The organism is Roseomonas sp. CCTCC AB2023176 (assembly GCF_042259275.1).
Taxonomy (GTDB): domain Bacteria; phylum Pseudomonadota; class Alphaproteobacteria; order Acetobacterales; family Acetobacteraceae; genus Roseomonas.
This window is the reverse complement of sequence record NZ_CP170086.1, coordinates 1891871-1907526: the sequence shown is the minus strand read 5'-3', so window position 1 is coordinate 1907526 and position 15656 is coordinate 1891871. Positions and strand designations below refer to the sequence as shown.

The 15656-nt window shown below is 72.1% G+C and carries 17 protein-coding genes and 1 pseudogene; 6 read left to right on the top strand and 12 right to left on the bottom strand.

All coding sequences use genetic code 11. The features are described 5' to 3' along the window. Position 1: 1 nt before the first annotated feature. Positions 2–541, bottom strand: coding sequence for a YybH family protein (locus tag ACE7GA_RS09545; RefSeq protein ID WP_376098827.1), 540 nt, complete (start codon positions 539–541; stop codon positions 2–4). Positions 542–646: 105 nt separating this feature from the next. Here ACE7GA_RS09545 and ACE7GA_RS09540 point away from each other — a divergent pair, with 105 nt between their 5' ends. After that, positions 647–1588, top strand: a complete 942-nt coding sequence (locus ACE7GA_RS09540; RefSeq protein WP_376098825.1) for a LysR family transcriptional regulator — start codon at positions 647–649, stop codon at positions 1586–1588. A gap of 63 nt (positions 1589–1651) precedes the next feature. Here the strand turns inward: ACE7GA_RS09540 and ACE7GA_RS09535 are convergent, their stop codons facing one another. From ACE7GA_RS09535 to ACE7GA_RS09525, 3 genes are all read right to left on the bottom strand, one after another. Then, a complete protein-coding gene (locus tag ACE7GA_RS09535; RefSeq protein WP_376098823.1) occupies positions 1652–1924 on the bottom strand; it encodes a hypothetical protein in 273 nt (90 codons plus the stop codon). A 149-nt stretch (positions 1925–2073) separates the two neighbouring features. Beyond that, positions 2074–2523: a hypothetical protein gene (locus ACE7GA_RS09530; RefSeq protein ID WP_376098821.1), complete on the bottom strand. Its 450-nt coding sequence runs from the start codon at positions 2521–2523 to the stop codon at positions 2074–2076. A 92-nt stretch (positions 2524–2615) separates the two neighbouring features. Next, on the bottom strand, positions 2616–3212 hold the full coding sequence (locus ACE7GA_RS09525; protein ID WP_376098819.1) for a polymer-forming cytoskeletal protein: 597 nt from the start codon (positions 3210–3212) through the stop codon (positions 2616–2618). Positions 3213–3478: 266 nt separating this feature from the next. Here ACE7GA_RS09525 and ACE7GA_RS09520 point away from each other — a divergent pair, with 266 nt between their 5' ends. Then, the gene (locus tag ACE7GA_RS09520; protein ID WP_376100187.1) at positions 3479–4480 is read left to right on the top strand and encodes an adenosine kinase; all 1002 of its coding nucleotides are present in this window, start codon (positions 3479–3481) and stop codon (positions 4478–4480) included. 75 nt (positions 4481–4555) lie between these two features. Here the strand turns inward: ACE7GA_RS09520 and ACE7GA_RS09515 are convergent. Then, positions 4556–5137, bottom strand: a pseudogene (locus tag ACE7GA_RS09515) (cytochrome P450); the annotation flags it as partial. A gap of 53 nt (positions 5138–5190) precedes the next feature. Then, a complete protein-coding gene (locus tag ACE7GA_RS09510; protein ID WP_376098817.1) occupies positions 5191–5778 on the bottom strand; it encodes a TetR/AcrR family transcriptional regulator in 588 nt (195 codons plus the stop codon). Positions 5779–5844: 66 nt separating this feature from the next. Here ACE7GA_RS09510 and ACE7GA_RS09505 point away from each other — a divergent pair, with 66 nt between their 5' ends. Both ACE7GA_RS09505 and typA read left to right on the top strand, forming a co-directional pair. Then, positions 5845–6939, top strand: a complete 1095-nt coding sequence (locus ACE7GA_RS09505; protein ID WP_376098815.1) for an acyl-CoA desaturase — start codon at positions 5845–5847, stop codon at positions 6937–6939. Between the two features lie 153 nt (positions 6940–7092). Next, entirely contained in the window at positions 7093–8928 is a 1836-nt protein-coding gene (gene typA / locus ACE7GA_RS09500; protein WP_376098813.1) for a translational GTPase TypA, read from the top strand. A gap of 265 nt (positions 8929–9193) precedes the next feature. Here typA and ACE7GA_RS09495 read toward each other — a convergent pair whose 3' ends face one another. Genes ACE7GA_RS09495 through ACE7GA_RS09485 form a run of 3 tightly spaced genes read right to left on the bottom strand, consistent with a single transcriptional unit; the run spans position 9194 to position 11225 of the window. Beyond that, the gene (locus ACE7GA_RS09495; protein WP_376098811.1) at positions 9194–9811 is read right to left on the bottom strand and encodes a DUF7002 family protein; all 618 of its coding nucleotides are present in this window, start codon (positions 9809–9811) and stop codon (positions 9194–9196) included. Positions 9812–9822: 11 nt separating this feature from the next. Then, positions 9823–10578, bottom strand: coding sequence for a 4-hydroxy-tetrahydrodipicolinate reductase (dapB, locus tag ACE7GA_RS09490; RefSeq protein ID WP_376098809.1), 756 nt, complete (start codon positions 10576–10578; stop codon positions 9823–9825). Continuing rightward, the gene (locus ACE7GA_RS09485; RefSeq protein WP_376098807.1) at positions 10575–11225 is read right to left on the bottom strand and encodes an FMN-binding negative transcriptional regulator; all 651 of its coding nucleotides are present in this window, start codon (positions 11223–11225) and stop codon (positions 10575–10577) included. The genes dapB and ACE7GA_RS09485 overlap by 4 nt, the downstream gene beginning before the upstream one ends. Before the next feature lie 138 nt (positions 11226–11363). Between ACE7GA_RS09485 and ACE7GA_RS09480 the strand changes: the two genes are divergently transcribed. Beyond that, positions 11364–12032, top strand: a complete 669-nt coding sequence (locus ACE7GA_RS09480) for a hypothetical protein (RefSeq protein WP_376098805.1) — start codon at positions 11364–11366, stop codon at positions 12030–12032. Between the two features lie 4 nt (positions 12033–12036). Here the strand turns inward: ACE7GA_RS09480 and ACE7GA_RS09475 are convergent, their stop codons facing one another. After that, positions 12037–12840, bottom strand: coding sequence for a potassium channel family protein (locus tag ACE7GA_RS09475; RefSeq protein WP_376098803.1), 804 nt, complete (start codon positions 12838–12840; stop codon positions 12037–12039). A gap of 125 nt (positions 12841–12965) precedes the next feature. Between ACE7GA_RS09475 and ACE7GA_RS09470 the strand changes: the two genes are divergently transcribed. Then, complete coding sequence (locus ACE7GA_RS09470; RefSeq protein ID WP_376098801.1) at positions 12966–13550, top strand: hypothetical protein; 585 nt, start codon at positions 12966–12968, stop codon at positions 13548–13550. A gap of 28 nt (positions 13551–13578) precedes the next feature. Here ACE7GA_RS09470 and ACE7GA_RS09465 read toward each other — a convergent pair whose 3' ends face one another. Next, entirely contained in the window at positions 13579–14814 is a 1236-nt protein-coding gene (locus ACE7GA_RS09465; RefSeq protein ID WP_376098799.1) for an argininosuccinate synthase, read from the bottom strand. Positions 14815–14925: 111 nt separating this feature from the next. Continuing rightward, a complete protein-coding gene (locus ACE7GA_RS09460; protein ID WP_376098797.1) occupies positions 14926–15561 on the bottom strand; it encodes a transposase in 636 nt (211 codons plus the stop codon). Positions 15562–15656 lie beyond the last annotated feature (95 nt).

The following is a 15656-nucleotide window of genomic DNA, read 5'->3' as shown; positions in this document are numbered from 1 at the left end:
GTCACGGGGCGGCGCGTCGGGCCAGGGCCGCCGCCTCGGTGACGGTCACGCCGCCCGCGAGCGGGTCCGCGTGGCGATGCGCCAGCCGCCATTCGGGCCCCTCTCTCCGATAGACGAGCGTGACGCGGAGGGACCAGTCCTGCGCGGGCAGGCCGCCGACCTCGGCATGGGCGTGCTCGAGCAGCACCAGCACGACCATGTCGGCGGAGGCGTAGGACTGGAGCAGGTCCTGGCGCAGGGACCCGTTCCGGAAGAACCGCGCGATCGCGTCCCACTCTTCTTCCGTCCGGCGCCGCGGCGGCTGCGGACGGCCGCCGAAGGGGGACATGAGGGTGAAGTCGTCGCCGATGACGACATGGGCGCGGTACCCCTGCAGGTCGCCGCGCATCAGGGCGGCATTGCCCTGTTCGGACCGGAAGGCCAGTTCGGCGACGATGGCGGGAACCTCCCCGGCGCCGGAGGGATGCGCCGGCGCTGGGGTGCCGAGGGCCGTGCCCCCGAGGGCGGCGGCCAGGAGCATTCTCGAAGGTGAGGCGGTCATCGGGGCTTCCTCTCGGTGAAGGCTGGGCAAGGGGCCGGGTCGTGCCCCCTGCGGCGCGTGATCAAGCCTTCCTTCCCCTGAAGCCACCGATATGATTTCAGCGATATGCTGAATCAGATCGATCTGTCCCGGACCGACCTGAACCTCTTCGTCCTGTTCGAGGCGGTGATGGAGGAACGGCATGTCGGCCGGGCGGCGGAGCGCCTGCGCCTCACGCCGTCAGCCGTGAGCCATGGCCTCGGGCGGCTCCGGCGCCTCCTGGGCGATCCGCTGTTCCTGCGGACCCCGAAGGGCGTGGTGCCGACGTCCCGCGCCGCCGAGCTGGCCGGCCCGGTCGCCGAACTCCTGGCCCGCGCGCGGGGCGTGGTCGGCACGGCCGAACGGTTCGACCCCGCCAGGTCCGCGCGCCGCTTCACCATCGGCGCGCCGGACGGGGTCTCGGCGGTGATCCTTCCGCCCCTTCTCGAGGCCCTGCGCGGCCGCGCGCCGGGCATCGCCATCGGCGTGCGACAGGTCCTGCCGACGGAAGGGGAGAACGCGGTCGAGCGCGCCTGGCGCGGGGCGCTGGTCGAACTGGAAGCCCGGGCCATGGACGTCGCGGTCATCCCGACCGATGCCGTTCCCCCGCGCTTCGCGCGCCGGCCCCTCTACGAGGAGGATCTCGTCGTGGCCGTTCGCATCGGGCATCCCTTCGCGGCGGAGCCGAGCCTGGACCGGTACTGCGGCCTGCGGCACCTCCTCGTCTCGCATGGCGGCGATCCGGCGGGATTCATCGACGGGCTGCTGGCGGACCAGGGGCGGTCACGGCGGGTCGTCCTGACCGTGCCGAACTTCATGCTCGCGCTCGCCCTCGTCGCCGAGACGGATCTGGTGGCGGCGGTGCCGCGACGGCTGGCGGGGCTGCATGCGGCGCGCCTCGGGATCGCCGGGGTGGATCTTCCGGAGATCTCGGCGCGGTTCCGGCTGCACGCGGTCGTGCCGCGGCCGGCGCTGATGGACGCGGGCCTGGCCTGGTTCCTGGACACCCTGACGGCGTCGCTGCCATGACGATGTGGCTGTCCGTGCGGCGCGTGGTCCGGCGCCCGCCGGGGCTGGCCCGAGGCGGCCGGGTCAGCCTGCGCCTTGCGAGGCGGTCTCCTCCGTCACGCGCATGGTCGTCGGTTCGACGACGACCTCGGAGGCCGGGCCCTCGCTCGTGCGGCGGGCGGCGGTGACCCGGATGGGCTCGCCCTGCGATCCGACCTCCACGGTGCCCCAGGTCACGTAGCCCGCGGCGCGGAGGGCCGCTTCGATCCGGCCCGTCTCCTCCGGCGTCGGCGCGCGGGCCGAGGCCGGAGCAGCGAGGAACAGGGTAAAGAGCAGGGCGGGGAGGGTGTGGCGCATCGGCCGGCAACGGGCGGCCGCGGGCGGTGGTTGCGGTCGCCACGGTCCTTGGGCGGATCCAGGCAGGGCGATCGGCCGGAAGGCCCAACCTGCTGCTGAAGCGCAGACCTGGCACCGTCGGGGCCGGCGGCGGTTGGCCCGAGGCGGGCCTAGGCGCTACCGGCGACCTCCCGCAGGCAGGCGGACTCGGTGCGGGGCTCGGTGGAGTTGGCGCGGGCCGCAGCGTAGGCGACGCGCGGGGTGCCGCCCGCGCGGTAGAGCACGAGGTCCAGGGCGCAGTGCGCGCCGAGGTAGAGCCAGACCTCCGCGTCGCCATCCGGACGGCGGAGGGTGGGGGTGCCGAGGGCGGCGAGGATCGCGTCCGGCGCCTGGCCGAGCAGGGCGGATGCGGCCGCCGGCGTGCCCCCCGCGCCAAGGCGGCGGGGCGGCTCGAGCCGCGGTGGGCCGGCGGCCGAAGGACGGCCGAGGCCGTCGATCGTCGCGCGGTGCTCCTCGAGCACGCGGTTCAGGACGTCGGCGGCCTGCTGCTGCGAGGGCCCGGGACCGCAGGCCGTGAGGACGAGCAGGGCGGCGAGCAGGGGCGGGACCGCGCGGTTCACGTCTGTGGAGGGGTCGCGGGTTGGGGCGCCTGGCCAGAGCGGCCGAAGGCAGGTTCCCGCGGGCGCACCGGATGGGCGCCCGCGGGAGGGGGTCAGGTGCGGTCGGGCGCCTGGTAGGCCGGGGCGGGAGCTGGGGCACCGCCGGTGGCAGCCGCGGCCTGGGCGTCCGTCAGCATCTCCATGCGGCCGGAGAGCTGGCCGCCCTCCTCCACCGAGAGCTTGCGGGTGCGGGCGACGCCCAGGACCTTCCCGGTTGCGCGGATGACGAGGGAGCCGCGCGCGGTGATCGTGCCGTCGAAGACACCCGCGATCTCGGCGTCGTCCACCTGGACCTCGCCCTTGAAGACGCCGGCATGGGCGATCTGGAGTTCCTGGGCCTGGATCATCTGGCTCTCGACCGTGCCCTCGACGACCAGGCGCTCGGCGTCGGAGACGGTGCCCTGGAGGGAGATGCCCTTGCCGACGACGAGGGTGCGGCGCTCCGGCGAGGCCGCGCGGGCGGGGCGGGGCGGCATGGTGACGCCCGGGGTGGCGGCCGTCGGGGTGGTGGGCTTCGGCGGCACGCTCATGGACGCATCCTTGGCGGGGGTGGGCTGCTGCGGCCGGAAGGCCGGCATGGAGAGGTCGGCGTCGCGGGCGGGTTCGGGCTCGGTGCCGCCCTCGGCGGGGCGGCGGCGGAAGACGGACATGACAACTCCCCCAGAACGATGATGCGGGGGGCCGAAGCCCCTCGCGGCGCGGCGGGCCGGGTTGGTCGGCGCGCGTGGCACCCCTCGCCACGCGATCCGGCTATCACGGGGGGAGAGACGGCACAATCGGCGGAATGCGTCGCGTCGCGGGGAAAGCGGGGATAGCCGCGTGATTTCCCCGATCGCCGGGGCTTCGCGGCGACGGGGGGCGTGCTATCCGCGCGTCCGGCGAAACGGACAGCGTCGGCGTGAGCGCCGCAGGGGTCATGATGGCAGCAGGCAACGCGGCGCTGGACGTGCTGGGGATCGGCAACGCGATCGTGGACGTGATCGCGGAGGTGGACGAGGCGCTGGTGCAGCGGCTCGGCATGGCCAAGGGCACCATGGCGCTCGTGGACCGGGCCCGGTCGGCGGACATCCTGGCGGCGCTGCCGGGGCACACGGTGCGGAGCGGGGGCGGGTCGGCGGCCAATACCTGCGTCGCGGCGGCGATGCTCGGCGCGCGGGCGGGGTTCCTCGGGAAGGTCGCGGAGGACCAACTGGGGCATGACTTCGCGTCGGACATGCAACGGGTGGGGGTGCACTTCCCCACCGCGCGGCTGCAGGCCGGGGAACCGGGATACGCGCCGACGGCGACCTCCGTCATCCTCGTCACGCCGGACGGGCAGCGGACGATGAACACCTTCCTCGGCGCCTGCGTGGCCTTCGGGGAGGGCGACGTCGAGCAGGCGGCGGTGGAATCGGCGGCGGTGACCTACCTGGAGGGCTACCTGTTCGACCCGCCGGCGGCGCAGGCGGCCTTCCGGCGCGCGGCGGCGATCGCGCGGGCGGCGGGACGGCAGGTGGCGCTGAGCCTGTCCGACCCGTTCTGCGTGGGGCGGCACCGGGAGGCCTTCCGGGACCTGCTGGGGTCCTGCGACATCGTCTTCGCGAACGAGGCCGAGGCGCTGTCGCTGTTCGAGGTGTCGGACGTGCGGGAGGCGGCCCGGGCGCTCGGGAAGGCAGTGCCCCTGGCCGCCCTGACGCGGAGCGAGCACGGCAGCCTCGTGATCAAGGGCGAACATGTCGTCGCGGTCCGGGCGGAGCCGACGCGGGTCGTGGACACGACGGGGGCGGGTGACGCCTACGCGGCCGGGTTCCTGGCGGCGCATGTCCGCGGGCTGCCCCTGGCGGAGCGCGGGCGGTGGGGAAGCGTGGCAGCGGCAGAGGTCATCGGCCACGTCGGCGCGCGTCCCGTGGCGGACCTGCGGGAACTAGTCGCGGCGTAGTTCTGGCGCGCGGCGGCGCCTTCCACGCCGCGAAGGCGGATCGTCCCCTTGGCGGGCGCGGCGCTGCCCGTCGCGTCAGTCCACGGCGACGGGCAGCCGATCCAGCCCGCGGAAGACGAGGCCCGGTCGCCAGGCCGGCGGCTCGTCGGGCCGCGCTCGACGCAGATATGGAAAGCGCCGCAGCAGGGCGGTGAAGGCGACCGCCCCCTTTAGCCGCGCGAGGGGCGCGCCGACGCAGTAGCGCCCGCCCTGGCCAAAGGTCAGGTGCCGGTTCGGCGCGCGGCCGAGGTCGAGCCGGTCCGGATCCGCGAGCTGCGCCGGGTCCCGGTTGGCCGAAGCGATGACGCCGAGCACGACGGTGCCGGCGGGGATCGGCGTTCCCGCGATCTCCATCGCCTCGCGCGCGTACCGGTTCGTGGAGGTCTCGACGGGGCCGGAGAAGCGCAGCAGTTCCTCGACGGCGCCGGCCATCAGGCCGGGTTCCTCGCGCAGCCGCCGCATCGCCGCGGGGTCGTGGAACAGCGCGAGCGTGCCGTTGCCGATGAGGTTCACGGTCGTCTCGTGCCCCGCGGTCAGCAGCAGCGCGAGGGTCGAGAGCAGTTCGTCCGCGCTGAGCCGGTCGCCCTCCTCCTCCGCCGCGACGAGGGCGCTGACGAGGTCGTCCCTCGGCCGGGCGCGCGGCCCCTGGCGGACCGGCGGGGCTGATCCCGTTACGCGCCGGACCGGCGCAGGCCGGCCTCGTAGGTGGTGACGAGGGTTTCGGCGAGGGTCGAGGGATCCGCATCCGTCAGGCGGGCGGCGTTGCCGCTGCTCGCGAGGCCGACGATGCCCTCGAGCGCGGTCCAGAGGGTCGCGGCATGCCGGCGCCGTCGATCCGGGTCCGGGCAGAGCGGTGCGAGCGCCGCATCGAGGCGAGCGACGAGCGCCGTGACGGCGGCGTCCAGTTCGGCGTCGCCGGCACCCGAGACCTCGAGGACGGCGGCCCAGCGTGGGCGGTGGGCGATGGTGAAATTGAGGTAGGCGCGGGCGAGGGCAGCGAGGGGCCGCTCGGGACGGGTGCCCGCGAGCGCCGCATCGAGGGCGCGAAGAGTTTCGAGGTTGAGGGCCTGGAGCACGGCCTCGGTCCCCGGGAACAGGTTGTAGATCTGGCCGAGCGAGCAGCCGGCCGCCTCCGCGAGGCGGCGGGCGGTGATGGCTCGCCAGCCCTCGGCCTCCAGGATCTGTGTCGCGGCGGCCAGCACGGCGTCGCGCTGCGCGGAGCGGCCGGGGCGGGGCGCGGTTTTCTGAACGGTGTTCATTTCCGCCTTGAACGGTGTTCAGGAATCGGCTTGAGTGCGTTCTGAACGTTGTTCAGGACGGTCGCGATGAGTGTAGCCCAGATCCCCATCCACTTCGCCCATCCCGCGGCAACCCCCTTCCTGAAGGAGGTCCGGCGAGAGGTCGCGGCGGTGTTGGCGGCCCGGGGGGACAGCCGGCTCGCGGATGGCCGGCTCTGGTTGAAGGGGGTCGTCCTGTGCGCCGTGGCGATCGCCGCCTATGCGGCCCTGCTAGCCGGGGTGCTGCCGGCCTGGGCCTGCCTGGCCGCCGCGGCGGTCTGGGGCATCGCGACGCTGCTTTTGGCGATCAATATCGGGCACGACGCCGCGCACGATGTGCTGAGCCGCCAGCGCTGGGTGAACCGCTTGGCGCAGCACCTGACCTTCGCGCTGGTGGGCTGCGACGCGTCGCTGTGGCGGCTGCGGCACGTGCGGTCGCACCATGTCTTCCCCAATGCCGCGGGCTGCGACATCGACATTGACGAGAACCCGGTGCTGCGCCTGTCGCCGCACCATCCGCTGCGGCCCTGGCAGCGCTGGCAGCATCTCTACGCGCCCCTGGCCTACGCGCTCGTGGGGCTGCACACGACCTTCTTCGGGGACGTGGCATATTTGCGGAAGCGGGAACTGGCGGACCTGCGGGACATCCGGCACCCGCCGGGACGGATCGCTGCCTTCGTCCTGGGCAAGGCGATCTTCCTGGCCGTCACGCTGGTGATTCCCCTCACGGTCGTGGATCAGCCGTGGTGGCAGGTCGTCCTGGGCGCCCTGGTCTCCAGCGCGGCGGCGTCGCTGGCCTTCGTCATGCTGCTGATCGGGACGCATTTCGCCGAGGAGGCAGAGTTCCCCGTGCTCGGGCAGGACGGGGCGCTTCCCGGGGACTGGGCCGCGCACGCCGTCCGGACCTCGGTGGACTGGAGCCCGGGGAGCCGCATCGCCGCCTTCCTGTCGGGCGGGGCGAATTGCCACGTGGCACACCACCTGTTTCCGAACCTGAGCCATATCCATTACCGGACGGTGACGCCCGTGATCGCGGCCGTCGCGGCCCGGCACGGGCTGCCGTACCGGGCCATGCGGCCCTGGGACCTGGTCCGGTCGCACTTCCGGCTGTTGCGGAGGCTCGGGCGGGAGGAGGCGGGCTGAGGCGGTTCGCACTCGCAATCCGGCGCGCGAGTCGCTATGTGCGCCGCAACAAGCCGATAGGCCGATGCGCGTGACGGGCCGCCCCGACCGGGGGCGTCGCCGGCGCATCGGCTTGACCCGCGTCGGGTCGCGGCGAACGGCGATACGGTTCCGATGACGACTGACATCCGCAACGTGGCGATCATCGCGCACGTCGACCACGGCAAGACCACGCTGGTGGACAACCTGTTGAAGCAGGCCGGCGCCTTCCGCGCCAACCAGCACGTGGCCGAACGCGCGATGGACCGCAACGACCTGGAGCGCGAGCGGGGCATCACCATCCTCGCCAAGTCCACCGCAGTTGCCTGGAAGGGCACGAAGATCAACATCGTGGACACCCCGGGCCACGCCGATTTCGGCGGCGAGGTCGAGCGCATCCTGTCCATGGTGGATGGCGCGGTCGTCCTCTGCGATGCCGCCGAGGGGCCGTTGCCGCAGACGAAGTTCGTGCTGACGAAGGCGCTGGCGCGCGGACTGCGTCCCATCGTCGTCATCAACAAGGTGGACCGGCAGGACGCGCGCCCGGACGAGGTGCTGAACGAGTGCTTCGACCTCTTCGCCGCCCTTGGCGCCACGGATGAGCAGTTGGACTTCCCGATCCTCTACGCCTCGGGCCGTCAGGGCTGGGCGGATCCGGAGCTGGAAGGGGCCCGCCGCGACCTGTCGCCCATGTTCGACCTCATCCTCTCGCACGTGCCGGGGCCGAAGGTGGACCTGGACAAGCCCTTCGCGATGAACGCGTCGATCCTGGAGAGCGACAACTTCCTCGGCCGCATCCTCACGGGGCGGGTGGAGCAGGGCGTGGGCCGCCTGAACATGCCGGTGCGCGTCCTGCGGCAGGATGGGAGCGTCGTCGAATCCGGCCGCCTGACCAAGCTCATGACCTTCTCGGGCCTGGAGCGGGTTCCGGTGGAGGAGGTGCGGGCCGGCGACATCATCGCGATCGCGGGCCTGGCGGATGCCACGATCCCCGACACGATCGCGGCGCCCGAGGTGATGGAGCCGCTGCACGCCATCCCCGTGGACCCGCCGACGCTGGCCATGACCTTCCGCATCAATGACGGCCCGCTCGGCGGCCGCGAGGGCAAGAAGGTCACGTCCCGCCAGATCCGCGACCGGCTCTACAAGGAGACGGAGGGCAACGTCGCGATCAAGGTGACCGACAGCCAGGAGGCCGACAGCTTCGAAGTCGCCGGCCGCGGCGAGCTCCAGCTGGGCGTGCTGATCGAGCAGATGCGGCGCGAGGGCTTCGAGCTGACGATCGGCCGCCCGCGCGTCCTGACCCGCGACAGCCCGGAGACGGGCGAGCGCGAGGAGCCCTTCGAGGAAGCGGTCATCGACGTGGACGAGGGCTTCTCCGGCGTCGTCGTCGAGAAGATGTCGCAGCGGAAGGGCGTGATGCAGGACATGCGTCCGTCCGGCGGCGGCAAGGTGCGGCTGACCTTCCACATCCCGTCGCGCGGCCTCATCGGCTACCACGGCGAGTTCATGACGGACACGCGGGGCACGGGGATGCTGACGCGGCTGTTCCTGGGCTACCAGCCCTGGGCCGGGCCGATCGAGGGGCGGCGTAACGGCAGCCTCATCTCCAACTCCGATGGGGAGGCGGTGCAGTACGCGCTGTTCTACCTGCAGGAGCGCGGCGCGCTCTTCGTGGACCCCGGCGTGAAGGTCTATGTGGGCATGATCCTCGGCGAGCACTCCCGGGACAACGACCTGGAAGTGAACCCGATCAAGGAGAAGAAGCTCACGAACATCCGCGCCGCCGGCAAGGATGACGCGCTGCTGCTGATCCCGCCGCGCCGCATGTCGCTGGAACAGGCGATCGCCTACATCGAGGACGACGAGCTGGTGGAGGTGACGCCCTCCGCGATCCGGCTCCGCAAGCGGTACCTCGATCCGCACGAGCGCAAGCGCCACGCGCGGCGGGCGGAGAGCGAGGCGGCCTGAGGCCCGCCCGCGGGAGGGGCGCCGGGTGCGCCGGCCCGTCGAGGGGTGTGCCGGTCGTGAATCCGGTTGGTATCGTACGGGTGACTTCGGGAGGCTCTGCTTCCCGGACCCCTGCGCGGATGCTCGCATTCGCGCATAACACCGTCAGCGATCCATCCGGCAGCGATCCATCCGGCAGCGATCCATCCGGTCCGGACCGCCCTCCTGCCGGGACGGCGGGCGCAGCACGAAACGGCTCAGGACCAAGGCAGGCCGGCATGACCGGTCAGGGGTCGAGCACGGCATGGGGCAGGCCGGGGCCCGTGCCGCCGCGGATGGCCAGTTCCTTCAGGGTCCGGCGGTCGGGGCGAGGCGTTTCGGCGACGGGGTGGAAGGTCGTCTCGTCGCGCGGCGATCCGGGGCGGCCGTAGCGGCCGGTCGCGATGCCCGTGTTGATCGGGGTGGTGAAGGCGCGCCCCGCCGTCGCGGCGAGCAGCGGGGCGGTTTCGAAGGCGAGCACGACCTGATCCCGTGCGCGGTTCACGGCGGCGAGGCGGCGGGCTTGGGGCTCGGACAGCCAGAGGAAGACGTGGGCGTTGATCAGGCAGCGCCACCAATCGGGGCGGCCGGCGTAGGCGCCGCGCAGGCAGGCTGTCAGGGGTTCGTCGGGCATCCATTGGTCGCGCAGCGTGGCGCCCGGGAGGCCGTCGCGGGACAGGTGGACGAAGTGGCCTCGGCCGCGGTTCTCCGACAGCAGGCGGTCGGCGTCGGGGACGGCGTAGAGGGCGGCGAGGGCTTCGGCGGAGAGGAGACCGTCCCGCGCGATGCCCGGCAGGTTCGCGCGATCGGTGACGTGGAAGGCGCGGGGGAAGCGGGCGGCGAAGCGGGCCGCGCCGTCGCCCACGGGCCCTGGCGTCACGCCATGCCCAGCACGTGCTTCATGTCGTAGAGGCCGGGCGGCCTGCCGATGGCCCAGAGCGCGGCGCGGATGGCGCCGGTCGCGAAGACGCGGCGATCGAAGGCGCGGTGGGTCAGGGCGATGTGTTCCGAGCCGCCGGCGAAGAGGAGGGTGTGCTCGCCGACGACCTGGCCGCCGCGCAGCGCGGCGAAGCCGATGGCGCCGGTCTTGCGGGGGCCGGAATGGCCGTCGCGACCGGACTCGCGTCCCGCCTCCTCGAGCGTCGTGCCGCGGCCCTTCGCGACGGCGCGGCCGAGGCCCACGGCCGTGCCGGAGGGGGCGTCCACCTTCTGGCGGTGGTGCATCTCGACGATCTCGGCGTCGTAGGCTTCGGGCGGCAGGGCGGCGGCCATGCGCTCGGCCAGGGCGAAGAGGAGGTTCACGCCGGGGGCGAAGTTCGCGGCGTAGATGATGGCGGTGCGGGACGCGGCGTCACGCAGGGCGGATTCCTGATCGAGGGACAGGCCGGAGGTGCCGAGGACGAGGGGAACGCCCGCATCCGCGGCGGCGTGGGCGTGGGGGATCGCGGCCTCGGCATGGGTGAAGTCCACGAGGACGTCGGCGGTGCGGGCGAGGGCGGCGGGGTCGGAGGGCCAGTCCTCGCCGCGGCGGGAGGTTCCGCCGGCAAGGCTGGCGCCGGCCGCTTCCACTTCCTCCCGCAGGAGGCGGCCCATGCGGCCGGTGATGCCGAGGATGCCGATACGGGCGGTCATGCGGAGGTCTCGGGGTTGGCCGGGATTCGGGCAGGGCGGGACATGGCGGCGGCGGCGGCCTGGTCGCGGGGGTCCAGGGAGGCGGAGAGGCCTGCGACGACGCCGGCGACGTCGGCGGCGCTGCGGTTCTGGGAGAGCTTCCGCTTGCCCGTCAGGCGCTCGACCGTGAGGCGGAGGCCGACGATGCCCTTCAGTTGGGCGTCGGTGAAGGCGGGCGGGGCGTCCGTGACGGCCCAGGGGTCGGGGCGCGGGGCCTCGTGGTGGTCCGTCAGGCGGGTGACGAAGGCGCGGAGCGCTTCGTGGTCGTCGAGGATTTCGACGGGGCCCTCGGCGGTGATGACCTCGTAGTTCCAGGTGGGGACGACGCGGCCGTGTTCCTGCTTCGCCGGGTAGAAGGCGGGGGAGACGTAGGCCTCCACGCCGAGGAAGACGGCGCGGGCGCGGCCGGCGCCGCGCAGGGCGACGGCGTGCGGGTTGGCGCGGGCGAGGTGGCCGATGAGGACGTCGCCGTCCAGCAGGAGCGGGAGGGGGGTGAGGTCGGGGGTGCCGCCTTCCCCGTTGCTGACGAGGAGGGCGAGGCGGGCCTGCGCGATGAGGGCGCGGAGGATGTCCGGGTCGTCTTCGCGGAAGGCCGGGGGGACGTACATGGCGCGGCAGACTAGGCGGGTCCCACCGCGTGGGAGAAGTGCCACGCCTGCATGACGTTCCCGCGCGCAGGGCACGCGGCGGTGGCGGATGGCGGGACAGCGTGCGTAACGTTCACTCTTCCTACGAGAGAACGCGCCATGCCCGATCTGCCCGTCGTCGGCCGCAGCTTCATCTTCGGGCCCATGAACAACGATACCCGCCCGAACCACGACCACAACGACGCGACGGGCGCCTTCCACCCGGCGATGCGCGACTGGCAGCGCTTCTACGGGACGACGGGCACGGTCACGACGTGCTTCTTCAACAACGGGGCGGGGCTCGGGGCGGCGCGGGTGCAGCAGCAGATCCTCGACGCGATGTATGCCGGCGACAGCGGGAGCGCCGGCTACGACGCCATCTGCTACTTCGGGCACGGCACGAAGCAGGGGCTGGAGACCTGCGGGTGGTACGCGGATTCCATCGCGTCCTTCACCGATGCGGTGGATCGGCTGGGGGCGGTGGACTGCAAGGTCGTGCTCTACGCCTGTTCCTGCGCGGAGCCGGGCGGGATCGCGTATCGCATCTCCGAGAACCTGCGGGGGTGGTGGTCCTACGGGCTGAAGGTCTACGGGCATTCGCTGCCCGGGCATTCGACGCGGAACCCGACGGTGCGGGTCTATCCGAGCGGGGGTGGGGAGGTGGGGTTCACGCTGGCGCCGCCGCGGAAGATCCCGCAGTGGATCCATGCGATCCGCGACGACCTCAGAAGCACGCTGTGGGCGCGGTTTCCGTTCATGACGCAGGAGCAGATCGAGGCGGAGCTGTAGCCGCCTAGCCATCGCCCTCGTCCGGGATGTTGAGGACAGTGCCGCAGGCCTTGCAGTGCACCGCGTCGGCGTCGTGGCGCTGGAGGGCGCAGGTGGGGCAGGGGAAGCGCACCTTCGCCGGGCGGAAGAGGGCCTGGGCGAGGCGCAGGAAGAGCGTGACGCCGGCGAGCATGATGACGACCGTCAGCAGCCGGCCGAAGGTGTCGCGCGGGGTGATGTCGCCGAAGCCCGTCGTCGTGAGGGCGGTGACGGTGAAGTAGAGCGCGTCGCCGTAGTTCTTGATCGCGCCGTTGAGCAGGTGCTGCGATTCGTAGACGGCGGCTGTCATGACGAAGAGGAAGGTGGCGAGGTCGGTGGCGGCGACGAGCGCTTCCTCGTTCCGGCGGAAGCCGGGGAGGTCGGCGCGGAGTTGGGCGAGGACGCGGGGGGAGCGGGCCAGGCGCAGGAGGCGCAGGGCGCGGAGGAAGGCGGCGGAGTGGGGGAGGATCGGGGCCAGCAGCAGGGACAGGATCGCGACGAGGTCGGCGAGTGAGACGAGGCGCACGGCTTCGCGCAGGGGGCGGGGCGTCGCGGCGAAGCGGGCGGCGAATTCGGCGAGGAGGACGGCGCCGAGGGCGATGTCCACGGTCCAGACGAACCAGCCGGGGGTGAGGAAGGAGGTCGCGACGATCCAGGCGACCGAGGCGGTGTCGAGGGCGAGGAGGGCGTAGCGGAAGCGGACGGCGCCGGGGGCGGCGGAGCGGTAGAGGGTGCGCAGGCGGGCGCGCAGGGCGTGCTGGTGCGGGGCGGATGCGGGGACGGTCAGCATGGACCGCGCGACCGACGCGACAGGATGGGCGGTGTGGCGGGGGACGCGGCGGGCGCACGTTCCGGGCTCACGCGGCCGGTGCGGCCACATGAATCGCGGCTGCATGGATCATGGAGGGAGAAGCGATGTTCCGCCTCGAACGGCCCAACACGGCGCTGAACGATCCCCGGGTGTCGGCGACGGTCGGGGGGAGGACCTTCAAGCGCCGCTTCCAGATGGAGAACACCTGGGACATCTCCACCGACGAAACCGTCGAGCACATGGTGGAGTGGGTGGCGTACGTGGCGTCCCGTGCGACGGGCGGGAAGCTCAAGCACCTCGTCCTGTCGGGGCATGGGAACGAGGCCTACCTTCAGGTGGGGCGGGGCATCGGGCGAGCGGACCTGGTGAAGCTCGATCCCTGGAAGGGGAAGATCGAGAAGATCTGGCTGCCGAACTGCCTCGTCGCGCATATCGGGGCGACGCCGGAGCGGGACGGCAACCTGTTCTGCTCGGAGATGGCGAAGCGGGTGGGCTGCTACCTCGTCGCGGCGACGGAGACGCAGTGCGAGAGCCCCACCGACGTGCCGCCGGACATGATGACGAGCTTCGAGGGATTGCAGGTCTGCTACGGGCCGAACGGCGACCTGACCTGGCAGTCGCGCAACCCGTCCATGTGGATGCGGACGGCGCCGGACGGCAGCCAGCAATGCGTGCCGGTGCCGAACTGAGGCACCGGCGCGCGCGGGCGGGCGGCCCCTAGAGGGCACCGCCCCGGCGTCCTGCCATCGCGCCGAGGCGGAGGCGGAGGGCGTTGAGCTTGATGAAGCCTTGCGCGTCGAACTGGTCGTAGGCGCCCTGGTCTTCCTCGAACGTCACGACCTTCATGCTGTAGAGGCTGTTGGGGGACTGGCGTCCCGTGACGATGACGTTGCCCTTGTAGAGGGTGAGGCGGACGTCACCGGTGACGGAGGCCTGCGACGCGTCGGCCATGGCCTGGATCATGCGGCGTTCGGGGGCGAACCAGAAGCCGTTGTAGATCAGCTCGGCGTAGCGGGGCATCAGGCTGTCCTTGAGGTGGGCAGCTTCGCGGTCGAGCGTGATGGATTCGATGGCGCGGTGGGCGGTGTAGAGGATGGTGCCGCCGGGGGTTTCGTAGGCGCCGCGGGACTTCATGCCGACGAAGCGGTTCTCGACGAGGTCGAGGCGGCCGATGCCGTTTTCCTTGCCGAGGGCGTTGAGGCGGGTGAGGAGCGTCGCGGGGGAGAGGCGTTCGTTGTTGATGGCGACGGCGTCGCCGCGTTCGAAGGAGACGGTGATCTCGGTCGGCTTGTCCGGGGCGTTCATGGGGGAGATGGTGCGCTGCCACACCACCTCATCCGCCGCGACCCAGGGGTCTTCGAGGACCTTTCCTTCGCTGCTGCTGTGCAGGAGGTTGGCGTCCACGGAGAAGGGGGCTTCGCCGCGCTTGTCCTTCGCGATGGGGATCTGGTGTTCCTCGGCGAACTGGATGAGGCGGGTGCGGGAGGTGAGGTCCCATTCGCGCCAGGGGGCGATGACCTTCACGTCGGGCTTGAGGGCGTAATAGGAGAGCTCGAACCGCACCTGGTCGTTGCCCTTGCCCGTCGCGCCATGCGCGACCGCATCGGCGCCGACCTGTTCGGCGATCTCGATCTGGCGCTTGGCGATGAGGGGGCGGGCGATGGAGGTGCCGAGGAGGTAGCAGCCTTCGTAGAGCGCGTTCATGCGGAACATGGGGAAGACGAAGTCGCGGACGAATTCTTCCCGCACGTCGTCCATGAAGATGTTTTCGTCGCGGATACCCAGGAGGCGGGCCTTGTCGCGGGCGGGGCCGAGTTCCTCGCCCTGGCCGAGGTCGGCGGTGAAGGTCACGACCTCCGCCCCATAAGTGGTCTGGAGCCACTTGAGGATGACGGAGGTATCGAGGCCGCCGGAATAGGCGAGGACGACCTTCTTCACGTCCTTGACGCGCATGGTGTGGCTGGGTCCTGCGGTTGGGAGACGAGGCCGCGCGTCATGGGCGACGCGCGGGGTGTGCGGGGCGGGGGTGTGCCGCAGGGTGGGGCGGGGGGCAAGGCGGGGGCGTCACGGCCAGTTCCGGCGGAGCGACGGGTGGATGTAGCGGCGGCCGGCTGCCATGCGGTGGAGGCGCTTGAGAGTGATGATCGTGTCGCGGAGGCGGGCGCGCCAGGCGCGGTGGCGTTCGTCGGGGCGTTGTTGCCAGTCGTTGGCGAAGGCCATTCCCATCTTCCGCACGGCTTCGGACAAAAGCTGGTCGGGGAGGAGCCAGTAGGGGCCGGGAAGGGCGGATTGCAGGCCGACGCGCTTGATGAGGAACAGAAGGCGCAGGCCGCCGAGGCGGGCCGCACGGCGGCACGCGCGGACGATGAAATGCTCAATCCGACGCAGCGGGTGGTCCGGCGAGAGTTCGGGCCAAGCGAGGCTTTCCAGCAACGCGTGCCACAGCCGCTTGTGGGTCACCCGCCGAAAGAACCGGCTCACCGTGTCCGGCTTCCCGTATACTTCCGGCATCTCGCGCCATGGCACCCCGTAGCCGCGGCAGGCCATGTGGAAGATCGCGTCCATTCGCGCCCGCAGGTCGCCGACCTGACGGCCCTGGGGCGCACGACGCCAGACGTAAGGCCAGAGGGCACCCCATTCGGCGTCGCTCATCGGCGCCCAGGGGCGGGGCGGGGTGAAGGCCGAGGTCCGTGCGGTCATGTGGCGGGCTCCTCGGTCAGCAGCAGCCACATGTACTAGGATTATAGGCATGATGCAAGGATTTTTTAGAAAGCGCTTCGGGTGGGGGCAGCTGG

Coding starts and splice junctions, on each gene's coding strand:
- ACE7GA_RS09545 (WP_376098827.1), bottom strand. CDS start 541: ATGACCGCCTCACCTTCGAGAATGCTCCTGGCCGCCGCCCTCGGGGGC.
- ACE7GA_RS09505 (WP_376098815.1), top strand. CDS start 5,845: ATGAGTGTAGCCCAGATCCCCATCCACTTCGCCCATCCCGCGGCAACC.
- dapB (WP_376098809.1), bottom strand. CDS start 10,578: ATGACCGCCCGTATCGGCATCCTCGGCATCACCGGCCGCATGGGCCGC.
- ACE7GA_RS09480 (WP_376098805.1), top strand. CDS start 11,364: ATGCCCGATCTGCCCGTCGTCGGCCGCAGCTTCATCTTCGGGCCCATG.
- ACE7GA_RS09520 (WP_376100187.1), top strand. CDS start 3,479: ATGATGGCAGCAGGCAACGCGGCGCTGGACGTGCTGGGGATCGGCAAC.
- ACE7GA_RS09510 (WP_376098817.1), bottom strand. CDS start 5,778: ATGAACACCGTTCAGAAAACCGCGCCCCGCCCCGGCCGCTCCGCGCAG.
- ACE7GA_RS09525 (WP_376098819.1), bottom strand. CDS start 3,212: ATGTCCGTCTTCCGCCGCCGCCCCGCCGAGGGCGGCACCGAGCCCGAA.
- ACE7GA_RS09485 (WP_376098807.1), bottom strand. CDS start 11,225: ATGTACGTCCCCCCGGCCTTCCGCGAAGACGACCCGGACATCCTCCGC.
- ACE7GA_RS09460 (WP_376098797.1), bottom strand. CDS start 15,561: ATGACCGCACGGACCTCGGCCTTCACCCCGCCCCGCCCCTGGGCGCCG.
- typA (WP_376098813.1), top strand. CDS start 7,093: ATGACGACTGACATCCGCAACGTGGCGATCATCGCGCACGTCGACCAC.
- ACE7GA_RS09540 (WP_376098825.1), top strand. CDS start 647: ATGCTGAATCAGATCGATCTGTCCCGGACCGACCTGAACCTCTTCGTC.
- ACE7GA_RS09470 (WP_376098801.1), top strand. CDS start 12,966: ATGTTCCGCCTCGAACGGCCCAACACGGCGCTGAACGATCCCCGGGTG.
- ACE7GA_RS09475 (WP_376098803.1), bottom strand. CDS start 12,840: ATGCTGACCGTCCCCGCATCCGCCCCGCACCAGCACGCCCTGCGCGCC.
- ACE7GA_RS09465 (WP_376098799.1), bottom strand. CDS start 14,814: ATGCGCGTCAAGGACGTGAAGAAGGTCGTCCTCGCCTATTCCGGCGGC.
- ACE7GA_RS09535 (WP_376098823.1), bottom strand. CDS start 1,924: ATGCGCCACACCCTCCCCGCCCTGCTCTTTACCCTGTTCCTCGCTGCT.